At 32.1% G+C, this 17565-nt stretch carries 15 protein-coding genes and 4 tRNA genes; 4 read left to right on the top strand and 15 right to left on the bottom strand.

What is annotated here, in order from left to right; all coding sequences use genetic code 11:
* Window positions 1-9 precede the first annotated feature (9 nt).
* Entirely contained in the window at window positions 10-1437 is a 1428-nt protein-coding gene (locus Q5I06_RS04450; RefSeq protein WP_305516830.1) for a TolC family protein, read from the bottom strand.
* 97 nt (window positions 1438-1534) lie between these two features.
* Window positions 1535-1888: a rhodanese-like domain-containing protein gene (locus tag Q5I06_RS04445; protein ID WP_305516831.1), complete on the bottom strand. Its 354-nt coding sequence runs from the start codon at window positions 1886-1888 to the stop codon at window positions 1535-1537.
* A 157-nt stretch (window positions 1889-2045) separates the two neighbouring features.
* On the opposite strand from Q5I06_RS04445, the gene Q5I06_RS04440 reads away from it, so the two are divergent.
* The gene (locus tag Q5I06_RS04440; RefSeq protein ID WP_305516832.1) at window positions 2046-2735 is read left to right on the top strand and encodes a di-trans,poly-cis-decaprenylcistransferase; all 690 of its coding nucleotides are present in this window, start codon (window positions 2046-2048) and stop codon (window positions 2733-2735) included.
* On the opposite strand, the gene Q5I06_RS04435 is transcribed toward Q5I06_RS04440, so the two are convergent.
* The gene (locus Q5I06_RS04435; protein WP_305516833.1) at window positions 2730-3995 is read right to left on the bottom strand and encodes a sensor histidine kinase; all 1266 of its coding nucleotides are present in this window, start codon (window positions 3993-3995) and stop codon (window positions 2730-2732) included. The genes Q5I06_RS04440 and Q5I06_RS04435 overlap by 6 nt on opposite strands.
* The gene (locus Q5I06_RS04430) at window positions 3955-4623 is read right to left on the bottom strand and encodes a response regulator transcription factor (RefSeq protein WP_305516834.1); all 669 of its coding nucleotides are present in this window, start codon (window positions 4621-4623) and stop codon (window positions 3955-3957) included. The genes Q5I06_RS04435 and Q5I06_RS04430 overlap by 41 nt, the downstream gene beginning before the upstream one ends.
* Before the next feature lie 437 nt (window positions 4624-5060).
* Between Q5I06_RS04430 and Q5I06_RS04425 the strand changes: the two genes are divergently transcribed.
* Entirely contained in the window at window positions 5061-7073 is a 2013-nt protein-coding gene (locus tag Q5I06_RS04425) for an LTA synthase family protein (RefSeq protein ID WP_305520914.1), read from the top strand.
* Between the two features lie 36 nt (window positions 7074-7109).
* Here the strand turns inward: Q5I06_RS04425 and Q5I06_RS04420 are convergent, their stop codons facing one another.
* Together Q5I06_RS04420 and Q5I06_RS04415 are read right to left on the bottom strand one after the other, a co-directional pair.
* The gene (locus tag Q5I06_RS04420; RefSeq protein ID WP_305516836.1) at window positions 7110-8045 is read right to left on the bottom strand and encodes a bile acid:sodium symporter family protein; all 936 of its coding nucleotides are present in this window, start codon (window positions 8043-8045) and stop codon (window positions 7110-7112) included.
* Window positions 8046-8140: 95 nt separating this feature from the next.
* Complete coding sequence (locus Q5I06_RS04415; RefSeq protein ID WP_305516837.1) at window positions 8141-9424, bottom strand: citrate synthase; 1284 nt, start codon at window positions 9422-9424, stop codon at window positions 8141-8143.
* A gap of 173 nt (window positions 9425-9597) precedes the next feature.
* On the opposite strand from Q5I06_RS04415, the gene icd reads away from it, so the two are divergent.
* Both icd and Q5I06_RS04405 read left to right on the top strand, forming a co-directional pair.
* Window positions 9598-10890: an isocitrate dehydrogenase (NADP(+)) gene (icd, locus tag Q5I06_RS04410; protein ID WP_305516838.1), complete on the top strand. Its 1293-nt coding sequence runs from the start codon at window positions 9598-9600 to the stop codon at window positions 10888-10890.
* 109 nt (window positions 10891-10999) lie between these two features.
* A complete protein-coding gene (locus Q5I06_RS04405) occupies window positions 11000-11872 on the top strand; it encodes a DMT family transporter (protein ID WP_305516839.1) in 873 nt (290 codons plus the stop codon).
* Window positions 11873-11880: 8 nt separating this feature from the next.
* On the opposite strand, the gene Q5I06_RS04400 is transcribed toward Q5I06_RS04405, so the two are convergent.
* The 9 genes from Q5I06_RS04400 to Q5I06_RS04360 all read right to left on the bottom strand — a co-directional run bounded on the left by Q5I06_RS04400 (window position 11881) and on the right by Q5I06_RS04360 (window position 17493).
* Window positions 11881-12288: a hypothetical protein gene (locus Q5I06_RS04400; protein WP_305516840.1), complete on the bottom strand. Its 408-nt coding sequence runs from the start codon at window positions 12286-12288 to the stop codon at window positions 11881-11883.
* Window positions 12289-12415: 127 nt separating this feature from the next.
* Window positions 12416-12829, bottom strand: coding sequence for a hypothetical protein (locus tag Q5I06_RS04395; RefSeq protein ID WP_305516841.1), 414 nt, complete (start codon window positions 12827-12829; stop codon window positions 12416-12418).
* 167 nt (window positions 12830-12996) lie between these two features.
* Window positions 12997-13073 (bottom strand) — tRNA-Arg (locus Q5I06_RS04390).
* Between the two features lie 12 nt (window positions 13074-13085).
* Window positions 13086-13162 (bottom strand) — tRNA-Arg (locus tag Q5I06_RS04385).
* 37 nt (window positions 13163-13199) lie between these two features.
* Window positions 13200-13276 (bottom strand) — tRNA-His (locus Q5I06_RS04380).
* A gap of 21 nt (window positions 13277-13297) precedes the next feature.
* Window positions 13298-13375, bottom strand: a tRNA-Pro gene (locus Q5I06_RS04375).
* Between the two features lie 74 nt (window positions 13376-13449).
* Window positions 13450-15396, bottom strand: coding sequence for a motility associated factor glycosyltransferase family protein (locus Q5I06_RS04370; RefSeq protein ID WP_305516842.1), 1947 nt, complete (start codon window positions 15394-15396; stop codon window positions 13450-13452).
* Between the two features lie 128 nt (window positions 15397-15524).
* Window positions 15525-16280, bottom strand: a complete 756-nt coding sequence (locus tag Q5I06_RS04365; RefSeq protein ID WP_305516843.1) for a GumC domain-containing protein — start codon at window positions 16278-16280, stop codon at window positions 15525-15527.
* Window positions 16281-16290: 10 nt separating this feature from the next.
* Window positions 16291-17493: an EpsG family protein gene (locus Q5I06_RS04360; RefSeq protein ID WP_305516844.1), complete on the bottom strand. Its 1203-nt coding sequence runs from the start codon at window positions 17491-17493 to the stop codon at window positions 16291-16293.
* Window positions 17494-17565: the final 72 nt, after the last annotated feature.

The raw sequence follows: 17565 nt of genomic DNA, 5'->3' as shown, positions 1-17565 counted from the left end.
CTTGTATCCTTATTTTTGATATTCATAAAACATCTCTAAATGCCCACTTAAAGCCATTAAACTTGCTAAAAGCGTGATATATCGATAACTAGCAACCTTTTGCTCAATTAAGACGCTAGAAAGAGCATTTCTAGAATCTATAACTTGAGAACTTGTAGCAATACCTTGCTTAAATGCCTCTTCTTGAAGTTTGAGATTTTCTTTTGCAAGTTCAATGCTAGAATCCAAACTCTTATATTCCTGCAATGCAGAAACTGTTTCCTGATAAGTTTTTTGGGCTAATAATTTCATATCTTTGATTGCTTGAGTATTAAGTGCATTAACCTGAAGTTCTGCAAGTCTTGTCGCCTCATATTTATGAATTCTGCCACCTGGAGTGATGATAGGCAACCTCGCTCCAATTCCAACATACCAGTTAGGTATCATATTGTTAAGTATGGAATTATTCTCTTTCATAATATATGAACCAAAAAAACCCACTTGTGGAAGAAATTTACTAATCTGTAATTTTTTATATTCCTTGGCAATTAAGCTTTTATTCGATAGCGTCTTAAGTGCAGGGTAAGACAAAAGTGTTTCATTCACAAAAAAATCAACATTTGGTAGTCTTTTTTGCATATCAATGCTTAATGAAGAAGATGGATAGAACTTTTGTTGTTTTACACCCAAAATAGAATCAAAAGATAATTGTGCAATCTGCAGTGAATCCTCCGCTTGTCGTGTCTTGGTTTTTGCCCGATCATAGGCAACCTGTGCACTCAAAACTTCAATCCGTGCAATTTGACCTGCATTTTGCATTTTAAGGGCATTTTGATAATGCGTATAATGACCTTCTTCAATACTCTTGAGCACCTTTACAATATCCTGATTCAAGACAACGCCATAATAAATTTTGATCAAATCTTCGAAAGTGGCTAATTTCTTAAGCCTATAAGCCTCAAAGGCATCTTTTGCTTCCAAAGATGCAATCTTACTTGCATAAATCCTCGCACCACCAAGATAAAGAGGATAAATAATATTGAGTGCCCCTAAAATCACATCTTGTTTGCTTATATCTATAGGTGATGCTATGGTTTGAAGCAAACCACTCAAGGGGGGAAATAATCCTGCAATTTGCGTAACAGCAGCTTTGTCTTTGATGACATCTACACCAATAGGCTTATCTAAATGTAAATAAAGAGCACTAATATCAATGCTTGGCAAAAAAGATAGTTTTGTTGCTGTACTCAACTTTGAAGCCGAACTTGCACCAAATTCTGCTGACTTAATGCCTGAGTGAGTGTTTAAGACCTTCTCCCAAGCATTCTTGATGTCAATATTTTCTAGATTTTTTTCAGATATGGGTTGATCTACAATGGGCTGATTAATATTTAAAAATAAATCATCTTGAGCAAAAACAAACGAAATAAGTAAGCAAAATAAAAAAAAATTTCTCATGGATATGCCTGATTGATGTTTGAAACTTAAGATTTCTAACTATAGCATATTTTTAATAAAAGCCCATTATGAGAATTTTTAAATACCTATCACAAAATTAACTCTGCAATAAGATTCCATGATCCTCAAAATCTGCAATATTTTCATCTAAATAATAAATATTATCAAACCCTGCATTCACAAGTTCGCTACCATAAACTGAGGCAGTATGTCCGCTATAGCATTGCAAAAGAACTTTTTTATCCTTATTGTTTTGTGCTATAGTGGCTATAGTACGCAAATCTGTTATATTTATAGATCCTTGCAAATGACCTTCTTTAAAATCATATGGATGACGTATATCTATCACTATATACTCTTCAGGATTAAATCCATCTAAATACACAGGATTAGCATAACTCTTATTGTGTTTGCCTAAGAGCTTTTTATTTCTCAAATTTTCTTCTTGCATTCTTACACACCTTAACTCATAATTTTTATAGCATTTTAATAATTTTTTAATAATAAAGTCCCCAATAGATTAGCTAAAATTAGAAGTTTTTTTATATCTAAATTGATTGGTGGCAACATATTGCATATCTAATAGATGAATGCTCAAGGAGAGAAGATTGAATACATTAAAACATTTAGCCATCATTATGGATGGAAATGGAAGATGGGCAAAACAAAAAGGAAAAATGCGTACTCAAGGTCACAAGAAGGGTATTCAGACAGTTAGAGAAATCACTCAATGGTGTGCAAAAAATGATATTTCTTACTTGACCTTATATGCCTTTTCAACAGAAAATTGGAATCGCCCAAAAACTGAGGTTGATTTTTTGATGAAAAGTCTAAAAAAATATCTACTAGAAGAAGCTAATACTTATCATCAAAACAATATACGGTTCAAAGCGATTGGAAATATTGATGCTTTTAACGATCCACTAAAAGCACTTATCAAGGATCTAGAAAAAACCACATCTTCAAACACTGCACTGACACAAATTTTAGCTCTAAATTATGGATCAAGGGATGAAATAAAAAGAACTTTTGAAAAAATATTGTCAAAAAAATCCTATAAAGAAGAATCCAACATTGAAGAACTCATACAATCAAACCTCGATACAGCAGGAATCCCGGATGTAGATTTACTCATTCGCACAGGTGGAGAAATGCGATTATCGAATTTTTTACTTTGGCAATCAAGCTATGCAGAATTATTTTTCAGCACAACACTTTGGCCTGATTTTACCCCTACAGAACTCCACAAAATCATACAATCCTATCAAGAACGCACAAGAAGATTTGGAGGGCTATAAGATTTTACTACTAGGTATTTTTTTCCACTCCAAAACAAACAAGCTCCCTTCCCCTACTTTGCTTTCACATTTAATAGCAACACCATAACGATCACAAAGCTCTTTGACAAGAGCTAATCCAATACCAAATCCACCTTGAGAATGGTTATATCGGATATAACGTTCAAAAATATTTTTCATATTCTCTTCATATATCCCACATCCTGTGTCTTTGATAGAAAGTTTATTTGGTTCAAGATTGATTTGTATTTCTCCATTTTTTTTATTGTATTTAATAGCATTACTCAAAAGATTGTCGATCACGCATCCCATCTCATCTATAGTTGCATTGATAAAAGAAGGAGCAAAAGAAGTCCTAATATTAAGGTTTTTCTGCACAAACAATGGATCGAAAAACTCTAATCTTTGTTCTAAGAGTTCTTTTACATCCACACAAATACTTTTATCTTTTTGCTGAGCGACACTATAAAAAGCAATATTTCTATAAATACTCGCAAGTGTCTTAGCGGCAATATGGATACGATTGATTTTTTTAAGATTGCTTTCAGAAATTTCTTCTTTTTCTATTCTCTCAATACTCATTAATATTACACTTATAGGCGTATTTATCTCGTGCGTAGTATCTTTAATAAAGCGATTAAGAAAACTGATTTTATTTTTATAGGGTTTCAAGGAAAATTTGAGTAAAAAATATGCAATCACCCCCACACTCAGTAAAGACAGCAATAAAAACCCTATCATCTTCACTCGCAACCACCAAATATCTGAAGTAATATTACTTCCACGAATAATGACTTGATATTGTGAAAATAAATCAGATCTTGATAGATTTTTTTTATGAATTTTTCGATGTTTTGGTGGCTTGGAGTCGATAAACACATAGCCATCAAACACATAAATACCATTTTTCTTATTGAGATATTTTTCTGGCAATACCATATTAAGATTGTTGTAAACTGGAACCTTATTCTTATCTAATATCATCACATGAAGATTTGGATTTACATTGAGAAGCTCACTTAAAGTATGTTGATTAATGCTATGATTTTTATCAAGCGTTCGTATCAAATCTTCATAAACTTCACGCAACTCATTTGATCTCTCATGTAATATAAGCCCATAACTACGATTATAATAAGCACCGAAAAATATCCCTAAAAATATCATTGTTGTAATAATATAAAGAGAAAGAATCTTTAAGATAACAGATTTTTCCTCATCATTTGACATAACAATAGCCATTTCCTCTTTGATTGACAATTTTATCCTTTCCAATAAGGCTGCGAAGGTTTTTGATATACACACGCAAACTCATATCACTTGGTTGTTCATCATACCCCCATAATTCATCAAATATCTCTTGTTGTGTGATAAATTGATTGGGTTTTTCCACAAAAATACTCAAAAGCTTGATTTCTTTTTTGGGTAGAAATAAGAGTCTATCACCCTGATAAACTGCTTTTGTATGAAATTCAAAACGCACTCCATTTCCAAAATCTTCAAAATCTGTATTTTTATGAGCAAAATTTCTTTTGAGCAAGACATTGATTCTGAGCAATAATTCCTCAAGTTCAAAAGGTTTGCGGATATAGTCATCACATCCACTCTGATAACCTTGCTCAAGATTTTGCATACTTGATAAAGAAGTGATAAAAATTGCTGGGGTAGTTTTTCCCATCTCTCGCAAACTCTTAAGCACCTTAAACCCATCTCCATCAGGTATCATCACATCTAAAAGATAAATATCAAAGTTTTGTTCATATGCAATATCCATTGCCTCCAACGCATCTGTACAATGATGAATATTGAAGTGATGTTCATTTAAAAACTCTATAAGAATCTCTGAAAGCAAAACATCATCTTCTAGCAACAATACCCTATTATGCATTTCACGCTCATATCTTTAAAAAGTTGATTCAGCTTATCTTACTCAAAGAAGAATTAAAAAATGGTTAGTTCTCAAACAAGAATCTTAAAAAAATAAACGAGAAAATTCCATATGTTTTTCCTAGTATTGCAATAGGTTCTATAATTCTAAATTATTCTATCAAAACCAACTTTTACTAATGCGACCAAAGCTATCTAGCAACAAAAATCAAACTCTGTATTTTGGTTTTAATTCTTCGCCTAGCCCTATTAAAATTCAAAGGGTTCCACATAATATCAGAAAATATTCGTTTATGTAATGAGAAAAATTATGCTGACTCAAAATACTGTTTTGGTAATATTTTCAAATTTTCTAAATAAAATATGTTAGAATTAATCAAAGTAGAAGTTTTATTCACTCAAATCTACTCAAAAATTAAATAGCTTAAAGCAGAGAATATGAAGTTTTTAAACCCAATAGCAAAAACGATTGTTTTTACATTATTTTTAATATTTTTACTTTTTATCATACGTGTTAGTTTTGTCTTATATGTAGGAATATACGAACATTTCATGGGAGATGTTGGATTTTATGAAGTAATAAAGAATTTGGGCATAGGTCTGCAGTATGATAATCGATATATAGCATTTTTCGCCATAATTTATTTAGTAATAAGTGAATTCATTATCTTGTTTCCCTCATATGCTAGATTTTCTAATATTTACGCATATATTATTTTTGCACTTTGCTTATTTTTGGGTATTTCTGAAATGTTATTTTATCAAATCTACACAGATGGTTTTAATACTACGCTCTTTGAATTCATAAATAACGATACTATAGCAATCATCAAAACTGGCTTTAGCGGACAGTATGGAGTGATAATCAAAATTCTTATTTGGATAATTGGAAGTATTGCCTATTGTATTTTTTTTAAAAAAACATTAAAAATTTTTGAATGTTTTTTGACCATTGCTAAAAAATCCGTTTATATGGTTATTGTTTTTATTGGTGTGCTCAACATTTGTGCGTTACTTTATACATTGAGCGTAAAAAACAAACTTGATGATACCTTATTGCCCCCCAAGGATGTTTTTCTTAAACGCACTCAACATGGTTTTCTTAGAAATCTTTACAAAGTCTTAGGAAGTTTTAACGATAATAAATCTCTAGCAAAAATGAATTTTTCTACAGAAAAAGAGCTTAAAATCGCTCAAAACTACTTTAATATTACCCCCCCCCCCCGAGCTCCATTAGATATTTATCCATTCATTTCCCACACAAGCACCAATACATCAAATGTTCAAATCAAACATATTTTTTACATCATATCTGAAAGTTTTAGCGACTGGGCATTTGATCCTGTATTTGACAAAATAGGTCTGACATCAGGATTAAAATCCCTCATAGATAATAAACACGGATTCAAATTAGCACATTTTTTGGAAAATGCACCCTGCACCACCAGAAGCCTAGGAGTTCAGCTCACAGGAATACCTCAAACTGATTTTTTACTTTATAAATTATTAGGACGTTTTTCATTATTTGAAACTGCACCGGGCAATATCTTCCATCAACTAGGTTATGAAAGTACATTTTATTATGGTGGCTATAGCGTATGGGGAGAATTTGCAAAAATTGCAACAATTGAAGGTTTTGACAAAACATATGATGCGATCAATGTGCTAAAATTTGCCAAAGGCAAAAATTATCAAAAACATATACAAAACGAATGGGGTGTTCACGATAATATTTTGTTTGATTTTATTGGACAAAAAGTTTCTCTTAGCTCAAAACCAACTTTCAATATGATAATGACAAGTTCTGTACACCCTCCTTATGATGTTGATTTGAATTATTTTGATGTTCCAATACAGAAAATACAGAATTTTTGGAAAGAAAATTTTCCAAAAAATAAAATAACCAACGGAATGGATGCAAATATTCTAGGACATATTTGGTGGTATGATAAACAAGTTACCCATTTTATTTTAAAAATGTCTCAAGTTTTTCCGGATTCGTTATTTGTAATTACAGCTGATCATTACGGTAGAATTTCCCCAATTCCTACAAACAAACCAAGCATTACACATACTGTACCATTCATCCTATACTCTCCTGTGCTATCACCAAAACAACTTGCCAATATTGGATCGCATATTGACATTACTCCCACTATTGTAGAGTTAGTTTCTCCAAAAGGTTTCGTGTATCACAGTTTTGGAACACCACTTTTTAGCAATAATCACACACTATCATTTCAAAGAAATAAAATAGCATTAGGTTTTGAAGTAATAGGAAATGAACAATTTCTATACACACCAGATTTTGGCTTGGAGTATTTTACCACCACCGCACAAAAGAGAAATATAGAAAATGATGAGGATTTAGCAAAGGAAATATACCAAAAACAAAACGAACTCGACGATTTGAGTTTATATCTTTTGATAAAAGGTCATATTATCAAATAATCCATCTTAGTGAAATTTGAAGCTTATAAGTCTATTTTAATTTTTCATCCTTGAATAAATACTCGCTAAAATTCCTCCTGATATATTGTGCCATACACTAAATATGGCAGCAGGGACACTTGCAAGAGGATAAAACGCGAAGTGTGTAACAGCTAAAGAAGCTGCTAATCCAGAGTTTTGCATACCTACCTCAATTGAAATCGCCTTTATTTTTGCCAACGGTTGTTTTGTAATTTTTCCTATCACAAAGCCCAACAAATAGCCAAAAAGATTATGTAAAATAACGATTAAAACAATCATAAAACTACTTGAGAGGAGATTTGCAGAATTTCTACTCACAATTGAAGCAATGATAGCAACAATACCAATAGTTGATATAAGAGGCAACACTCCTTGTATCAAGTGTGCAAATTTTGGGAAAAATTTATGAATAATAGCTCCCAAGATAATAGGGATAATAACAACCTGAACGATACTATAAAACATTCCAAACATATCAATCTTTATGCTCTCACCAGCTAAGATATAAATTAGAAACGGGGTCATAATAGGTGCTAGAAAAGTTGTACAACTAGTAATAGCCACCGATAATGCTACATCGCCTTTTGACAAATAGGTGATAACATTTGAGCTTGTTCCACCCGGACTTGCCCCAACAAGTATAACTCCAATAGCAATTTCCACAGGAAGTGCAAAAACCTTCACTAGCACAAAAGCTAAAAATGGCATCACTACAAATTGAGCAACCACGCCTATAATCACTTCTTTTGGTTTTTTGAAAAGTAGTTTAAAGTCTTGTATTTTTATGCTCAATCCCATTCCAAACATAATCAAACCCAATAGAGGATTGATAAAAATAGGTCTAATGAATGAAAAATAACTAGGAAAGAATAATGCTAAAGCCGTAAAAATAACCACAATAAGTGCCAAATATTTAGCACTAAAATCACTTATGCTTCTAAAAAAATTCATCATCAAATCCTGCCCCCTCTAAAGATATTACTTAAAATGTTATTGTGATAGTTTTGTCTTGAATTTAGGCCTGTAGTTACAGACCTAAATTAAAATTATTTACCCAAATACACCTGTCTAGGACGGGTGATTCTTGCGTGAGGATTTTTAATATGTTCAAGTAATTGAGCACACCAGCCAGGCATTCTACCTATTACGAAAATCGGAGTAAAAAGCTGTGTAGGGATTTTTAATGCTGTTAAAATAATACCTGAGTAGAAATCTACATTTGGATACAAGTTTCTTTCTATAAAGTATTCATCACTTAAAGCAACTTCTTCTACTTTTTGAGCTATTTCACTCAAATGATGATCCATGCGAATACCTTTTTTATCTAATTCATCTTTTAGATTTTTCAACACCTTCGCTCGGGGATCGTAGTTTTTATATACCCTATGTCCAAAACCCATCAACCTAAAAGGATCATTTTTGTCTTTTGCTCTATCAATAAATTTATCAACATTTTTAACATCACCTATTTCGTTGAGCTGTTTGAGAACCTTTTCATTTGCTCCCCCGTGTGCTGGTCCCCATAGAGCGGAAATACCTGCAGCAATAGCTGCATAAGGATGCACACCTGTTGAGGCAACATTTCTAACTGTCGTTGTAGAAGCATTCTGACCGTGATCGGCATGAAGAGTAAAAATTTTATCTAACGCCTCAATCTCTAAAGATGTAATTTCTTCTGTTCCCTTAATAGTCTGCTTGAGCTTTCCGTGCGGATAAGCTCGTAACATATACAGAAAATTTTCCACATAAGAACGTTGAATATCTGGATAAATAAAAGGAGCTCCCACAGAATTTCTATAGCAAAATGCAACCATTGTGGGTATTTTTGCAATAATCCTTCGCGCCATTGTCTGATAATCATCTTCATCTTCCATATCTTTATGATCAAAATATAAAGTGGATAGCACTGAGACCCCTGAAGACAAAGTTGCCATAGGATGTGCTCCATCAGGAAAAGCTGAAAAAAGATTTATCAATCCTTCATGTAAAAAACTGCGATGTCTGAGTTCTAGATCAAATTCTTTGGATTCTTTTTCATCCTTAGGTAACTCTTCATTAATAAGAAGCTTACAAACATCAGTAAATTTATACTTAGCAACTAGTTCTTCAACTTTATGCCCCTTATAAAGCAACTCTCCCTTTTTTCCATCAATGTAACTAATAGTAGATTCACAACCTGCCGTAGAGCCATATCCGGGATCATATGAAAAAATCCCCGCCGTCTCAAATAGCTTAGAAAAATCTACAGCTTTTGGTCCTCTAGTGCAGTTGATGATATTAAAATCAAACTTCTCATTTGTCTCGTTATTAATTAAACTTATTGTTCCCATTCTGCAATCCTTTCGATTTTTTGAACAAACCATATTAATCATTCTACACATAAAGACTTAATCTAACTTAATCCAAACAAAAAATATCAAATAAAATCAAATATCTCATATAATTTTATTTTTTAGTGCTAAACTATGCGATATTATTTTTAAAACTTCAAAGGAGAAATCAAATGTCAAATTTCAATGGCTATAATCCAAAATTCTTGCAACTACCTAAAGAAGGTGAAGCAATCACTTTAGACTCAAACGGAAAATTAAAAGTCCCCAATAATCCAGTAATACCCTATATTGAAGGAGATGGTATTGGAGTAGATATTACCCCCGCAATGATAAAAGTTATCGATGCTAGTATTCAAAAAGCATACAAAGGTGAGAGAAAAATTTCTTGGTATGAAGTTTATACAGGTGAAAAATGCTTTAATAAATTTAAAAATGAATCATCTCTTACGCCAATGCAACAATGGCTATTACCAGATACTATAGATGCAATCAACTATTTCAAAGTATCTATCAAAGGTCCTTTAACAACTCCTGTAGGGGAAGGATTTAGATCGCTCAATGTTGCATTACGTCAAATGATGGATTTATATGTTTGTTTGCGTCCAGTGAGATGGTATGGTAGTCCAAGTCCAGTAAAAGAACCAAACAAAGTAGATATGGTTATATTTCGCGAGAATAGCGAGGATATCTATGCTGGAATTGAATTTCCACAAGGAACTCCTGAAGCAAAAAAAATTATTGATTTCTTGATGAATGAAATGAAAGTTACCAAAATTCGTTTTCCTCAAAGTAGTGGTATAGGTATCAAACCTGCAAGTAAAGAAGGCACCGATCGCTTGGTAAGAAAAGCCATTGAATATGCTATAGATAACGATAGAGATTCTGTAACACTTGTGCATAAAGGTAACATTATGAAATTTACCGAAGGGGCATTTATGAAATGGGGATACGAACTAGCCCAAAAGGAATTTGGAGCAACATTAATAGACAATGGTCCTTGGTGCAAATTTAAAAACCCAAAAACAGGGAAGGAAATCGTCATCAAAGATGTGATTGCTGATGCGTTTTTACAACAGATCCTTTTGCGTCCTGCAGAATACGATGTAATTGCCACAATGAATCTAAATGGAGACTATATTTCAGATGCACTTGCAGCAATGGTTGGAGGTATTGGAATTGCACCAGGTGCAAATATGAATGATAGTGTTGCAATGTTTGAAGCTACACATGGAACAGCTCCAAAATATGCTAATCAAGACAAAGTCAATCCAGGATCTATTATCTTAAGTGCAGAAATGATGCTCCGTCATATGGGATGGTTAGAAGCAGCTGATCTTGTTGTGGATTCTATGAAAAAAGCAATCCAGTCAAAAAAAGTTACTTATGATTTTGCACGACTTATGGAAGGTGCAAAAGAAGTAAAATGTTCTGAATTTGCAGATGTAATGATTTCATATATGTAATTCATCTCCCCTAACAATAAAACTCACACTAATACTTATTGATTATTTCTTAGGTTGTGTGTGAGTTTCCTATCATCTTGTTAACTTGCTTATTGGGGTATCAAAAAATATGAAAAACTCAAAAGGACATCTTTTAGCTATTTTTACTGTTTTTGTTTGGGGCAGTACATTTAGCTCCACAAAAGCATTATTAATACATTTTAGTTCGTATGAAATTTTGATTTTTCGTTTCATAATCGCTTATATTTGTTTGTTTATATTTTATCCAAGAGTCCTAAAACCCACCTCCATAAAAGAAGAAATATTATTTGGATTATGCGGATTAAGCGGAGTATGTCTATATTTTTTACTAGAAAATATAGCACTCGAATATACCTTTGCTTCAAATGCAGGAGTACTCGTATCTATAAATCCTATCTATACAGCTATTTTGGGATTTATATTCTTCAAAAAACAATTAAATAAATTTTTTATCATAGGATTTTTATTTTCACTTGTTGGGGTTATTTGCATTGTTTATAAAGGTGATAGTCCTGTACATATCAATCCACTAGGTGATATTTTATGTATTTTAGCAGGTCTGTGCTGGTCTATTTATACAATTCTACTAGAAAAGCTTTTTAAAACACAAAAAAACATTCACACTCTAGCTATCACTAAAAAAATATTTTTTTACGGGGTTATATTCAGCTCTATGACCTTATTTGTCGAAGGGATAAATCCCTCTTTAGATAGATTTTTAAACCTAAAAGATATCTTGAATCTTTTATTCTTAGGTGTAGTTGCTTCTGCTTTATGTTATTTATCTTGGGGAATTTCAATGAAGCTTTTAGGAACACTCAAGGCAAGTGCGTATATGTACACAGTACCTATTATTTCTGTCATCATAGCTTCCATCACCTTAGGAGAATCGATTACCTATCACATTGCTATAGGGAGTATTCTAGTATTGTGTGGATTATTTTTATCTCAAAAAACATAACAAGAATTCTACAAAAAAATATTAGGCTTTTTGTCAAATATTTTTTTCAAGGATGTGATTTTTGTCTTTAGGATATATAAATTCTCAAATAATTTCTCATGATTCAATCTATAACATCGATCTATATGCAACACATCAGAATGATATTGTCCATAAATATCATATTCACAAATAATATCTTTTCCTAAGCTTTCATTCATCGCTTTATAATAATATTTTTCATAATCAACCAAAATTTTTGCCTTAAGACTTTGTGCAGCTTTTGCATCTTTTGATTCTAAGATTTTTTCACACTCCTGGATCATTCGTTCAATATCTAATAAAACATCAAAATTAGGTTTTGAATAAAATGATTGTTCTTCTGTAATATTTTGAGATTTTTTTCCACTATTAGAAAACGAAATAGATTTTTTCATATAAAATCCTTATGAATTATTATTAATATTTTTATAGGATATTATACAACTATTTTTGCTGTTAATAAACAAAATATTTATCTATTTCTATTTTTTATTACCTATTATATGATTTTTTATAATTTGATTATTTTTGTTCTACCCAATAATCATAATATCCTTCATCTGATAAGGATAAATTACCCTCAATAGAAAAATCACTGATTTTTGTAAATACAGGATGATACAAAACAATAAAAAGCCTCTTATCATTTATCCAGTCACTAATATAATTTATCAATATATGATCACAAGCCTTCCAATCAATAGGATTTTTTTGATTGAACTGAATAAAAAAATCATAGTGTTTTTTATCATTGAATGAAAATGTTTTTGGTTCTATTTCTTTTTTCTCAGCCTCAGGTGATGAATTTAGAATTTGAGTAAGTTTGATGCTAGAACACCGGCATTCAAATTTAAAAGTTTTTTCAAGTGCCTCTAATTGTAAAATTCCATATGTGCCATAAAGATTTTTAATCTGACTGCTGTGCCAATTCTCCATTGTTTATTGCCCCTATTGAGATAATTTTTATTTTTAGATTATTTGAATTCGATGAGATATGTCATTTTTCTAAGATTCTTACTATTGTAATACCCTATTATGAATTCAATGATAACAGATATGGTTTTGATACTTTTGTTTTTTTGAATAATTCGAAATTATAGAAGTGGTACGCCCGGCAGGATTCGAACCTGCGACCTACGGCTTAGAAGGCTGTTGCTCTATCCAACTGAGCTACGAGCGCGTAAAATCTGGGTGGTACGCTCGAAGGGAGTCGAACCCATAACCCCCAGATCCGAAGTCTGGTGCTCTATCCAATTGAGCTACGAACGCAGAAATAGTTTTATCAAGTAAATTAATAATATATATATGGGGTGGGAGATGGGGATCGAACCCACGACCCTCAGAGCCACAACCTGATGCTCTAACCAACTGAGCTACACCCACCATAAAAATTCTAAAAATGCATGGTCGGGGCGAAAGGATTCGAACCTTCGACCCCTTGGTCCCAAACCAAGTGCGCTAACCAGACTGCGCTACGCCCCGAAAAACATCTTATAGAAGGGCGAATTATACTCAACTCAAGAGCTTTTGTCAAGATAAAACAGAGTGCTTTAAAATTATTTTTGTCTCAAGGGGATGCTTAAGCGATATTTAAACATCATTCGATCTAATGCCTCTTTTATGACTTCTTTTGCATCTGTATAAAAAGCTTCTACATCATCTCTATCCAAATGCAGAGAAGCAATCATTAAGCTTTGAGACATATGAGCTAAACTCCCTTCAAACATTATCCCCACAAACGGAGACGAAAAACTTTTTTTTGCACATATTGAATTCACCTCATCAATGAGTGCAAAAAGTTCGCGTTTGTTTTTTACATTTGTTTGAAACATATTTTTTAGTTCATCTCTAAAATCCGATATTTCTTGGATATAAAAATCCGTACGAACATCGTTAAATGCCATTCTTGTTTTGGATGTGAAATAAGATTTGATTTGACTAACAAGCTTCTTTTTTTTGATTTTCACCAAATCAAACTCACTTGGACGAGTAGCTCTAGCTCCCTCTATATAAGCCCCTTCACCAAGATTAAGTGCCATTTTTGGATTAAAAGTTTTGATGGCTTGAGTGATATTTTGAATAGAAAGTAAAAATATGGAATCACTATAAACAACTTTGTCAAAATTCCCCCTTACCCTAGAAGCATCAGCAGGTAAAACAAAGCCTTCTTGCCCATAATAAGAATGAGAAGCGTGTTTACCAAGACCTTCTATATAACCACAATCCAAACCACATAGCAACACTTCAGAACCGAGCTGACAAGCTAAAGCAAAACCTGCATTCCCAACAAAGGGGGCAGAAAACTCTATTACACTTTTGGAATTATATAAATACCCACTACTACTTCCTCCACGCATAAAAATATAGCTTTCTTTACCTAGTGATAGAACCTCTGGATTAGTCATATTTGCACACAGTAAGGGAGTATCTCCCAATGGTGCTTCTTTTAAAACATCTTTGAGATAATCAATTCTCTCTATTTCTATTTGAAAATCCGGATTTATTCCATAAGCCTTCAGAGGTTTTAAGGCCGTACCACAACTGAAAATAATCATCTTGTCTTGATTTTCTTTGATAAAAGGAAGCAATCCATCCAAACTAGCACCATTACCCACAACACAAATAGGAGCATTTACTCTTTGAGGAAGATTTAATACAGGATAGGCATTTGCATCAAAAGAAATATTTTTTAAAGTATTTTGCACCCCTATAATTTCGTCTTCAAAACTCCCCCACCCTCTTGAATTACTTGCATATTCTTCATCAATTACTTGTTTAGAAGCATCTAGTTTTGGGCTTGAGTAGAGTTTAAGTTCAAGCCTTAGAAAGTTATTAGTGATCTTTTTTTGAGAAAAGAAACTACGGACAAAAAATTTATCTATAAGATCTTTAACAAATAAATAACAACTTTTTGGAGAAACATTTTCAAATAATTTTTCATAATCTACAAAATAACAACTCACTCTAAACATATCTATATTTTCTTCAAAAATAAGCAAAGAATGGAAAAATACGCCTCTCTCGCGTATAAATTCCAAAAACATTCCACCTAATAGTCCAAAAATGTTTGTAGATGGCAAAAAAGATCGGCTCAAATAGTATTCTTTGATGCCTCCATGTTTGTGTAATAAATCAATAAACTCATTGCAAACTTTCCCGGTAATAGGAAGTTTTGATGTATCCATTTTGTCTAAATAGATATGATTTGTATAGATTTTCCATTTAGGATTTGCAATGGGCGATTGAGAGAGTTCTTCGCAGACATTAACCATTTGATGACCATCTGCATTGCTAGGATAAGAAAGCTCTCCTGTTTTGAGATTAATAATATTAAGGCCTTTTTCATCAAAGAGCAAATTATAATCTATAGGTTCAGATTTCAGCACATCAAAAAGATCCGGGGAAGTACGACGAAAATATTCCATATTTCTGATGAATCTTTGTGAAATTTCTTGTTCTATTTTCTCCTTATTTTGGCTCTTTAAAACCTCTAAAAATGTCATTTTTTTCCTTTTAATATTCTAATCTTTATAGGAATGATTCCATATTTTTTTAAATCTTCACATCTAGTCTTTTATTGATAAAATACAAGGTTTTTATATAATAGCATCTGCCCCCCCCCCCCCCATCATCAATTTCTTGATCTAAAATTTCTAAAAAAGTCCGCTACAAAAGCACTAAAGATTGATATCATCAATGCAGAGACAACCAAAAAAACCCACATTTTACCCTGTGTGAGCTGAGAGGAAACATTTGTCCATACGACCATATCCTCAATATCACTATTATATTTTTTACTCAACTCACTTGAAATAATCACGCCATTTTTTAAAATCTCTTGAATTTGAGATTGCAAAAATCCAAAATTACTTGCTTTAGAGTTATTTTTATAATAATCATCATAAATCTCTTTAAGGTAGTTTTTTACACTATTGGCTTGAGGAGAATTCTGAACATACCACACAATCATATCTGCATATTTTTGAGCCGTAGGTTTATCAGGTGCTTGGATATTAATCCAAAAAATATCTGGACTTTGAGGAGATGGGGGTATAGTGACATCCATATTTTGGATAGACTCTATGGCTTTAGGATCTAAATTTGTAGATTTAATATTTTGCTTCAGGAGATTTAGATTTTGCGTAATAGCACGATTAGATAACAAAGCTTTAGTATCGCTCATAGGATTGGTAAGATTTTTTGACTGAATAGAAAACAAATAATGATCTGTCGTTTCTTTGAAATTGGATTTTTTTGCATTCTGAACATCCTCATATTTGATAAACCCTACACCTAAAGCCATAACAATGATAAAAACAACCAACACTATCTTGTAATTCCTCATAAACAAATAAAGTATCTCTTTAGACTCATTATTCTCTTTCATAAAACCCCTTTCAAAAACTAAAATAATACAGAAAATTTCCATAATAAGGATAAGAAAACCAAAGCTTAGAAGCAGGATCAAAAATCCAATAAGCAAATTTTCCTAAAAGCAACAAAAACCCTACACCATAAGCTAAAATAGAAAAATTTCTAATACAAACAAAAAACATATAGCCTAATAAAAATGAATTAAATATCAAAGTCAATCTATTAGAAGCATACGAAAATGGAAGAAACACAATATAACACCATAGAAAGACGATATAAAAATACACCCAATATTTTTTCATTTCATCATTCCATATCCTCACAGAAAACAATAGCCCCATACAAAATAATACAAACATAAAAGAAAGATTGAGATTCATAAAAATCCCTCTTTCTTGATAAATGCTATAGAAATTTAATTTCTCAAGTATGCCAATATGGGGAATAATTCCAATCTTATATGCCATCAAAATAAATTCAAAAGAAAAAACAAAACTCAATGATCCTAAAACAACAAGACTCAAAGTTAGTTTAGGTCGATGCTTCAAAAATTCTAAAATAAAAAATATAGGAAGAGATGTAAGATGAAACAAACAAGCAATGAGCAAAAAAAAGAATTTCCAATGATATTTTTGTTGCGAAAATGCAAAAAGTATAAAAACACACGCAAAACTCTGTCTGCTCCACTCACTAGGAGCATAAAAATTAAAAAACAAAAAGACAAAAAATAAACACAATGCTCTGTGAGAAACATTCAAAGAAAAAATACCATATTTAATCACCCATACCACCATCAAAAGACTTGGAACAAGAATAGTAAAAAATAAAATTTCACTAGGATACAAGCGACCAAAAATCGTATTTAAGAGTAGATAAAATGATGGGAATCCAATTTCAAATCCCCCACCATAAGAAAAAAATGCCCCATAATGCCCTGAGAAAATTTCTTTATATGTATCAAAATAGCGTAAAAAATCATCCGCATCACTATCAAAATAAACCCTTGATGCCCATATCAAGCTTCCTGAAACAGCGATGTTAAAACCCAGTATATATAATATAATATAATCATTAAAACGTGTAAAAAGCAATAGCATAAACATTGCAGAAAAATAAGACAAAAGTGGAGAAAATGGCAGAATAAAGCAAGGTAAAAAAGCGACTACATACAAAACGCTCTTGCTTGAATGTTTTGCTTGTTGAAGGTAGTTTTGAATACTTCTCATTTATTCTCCAAAAGCGTAATTTTATTATATTTTTATAAACCCAAAGATCAATCTCTGCTACAATAACACTCT

This window comes from Helicobacter cappadocius (genome assembly GCF_030688855.1).
GTDB lineage: Bacteria > Campylobacterota > Campylobacteria > Campylobacterales > Helicobacteraceae > Helicobacter_J > Helicobacter_J cappadocius.
This window is presented reverse-complemented; position numbering and strand designations above follow the sequence as displayed.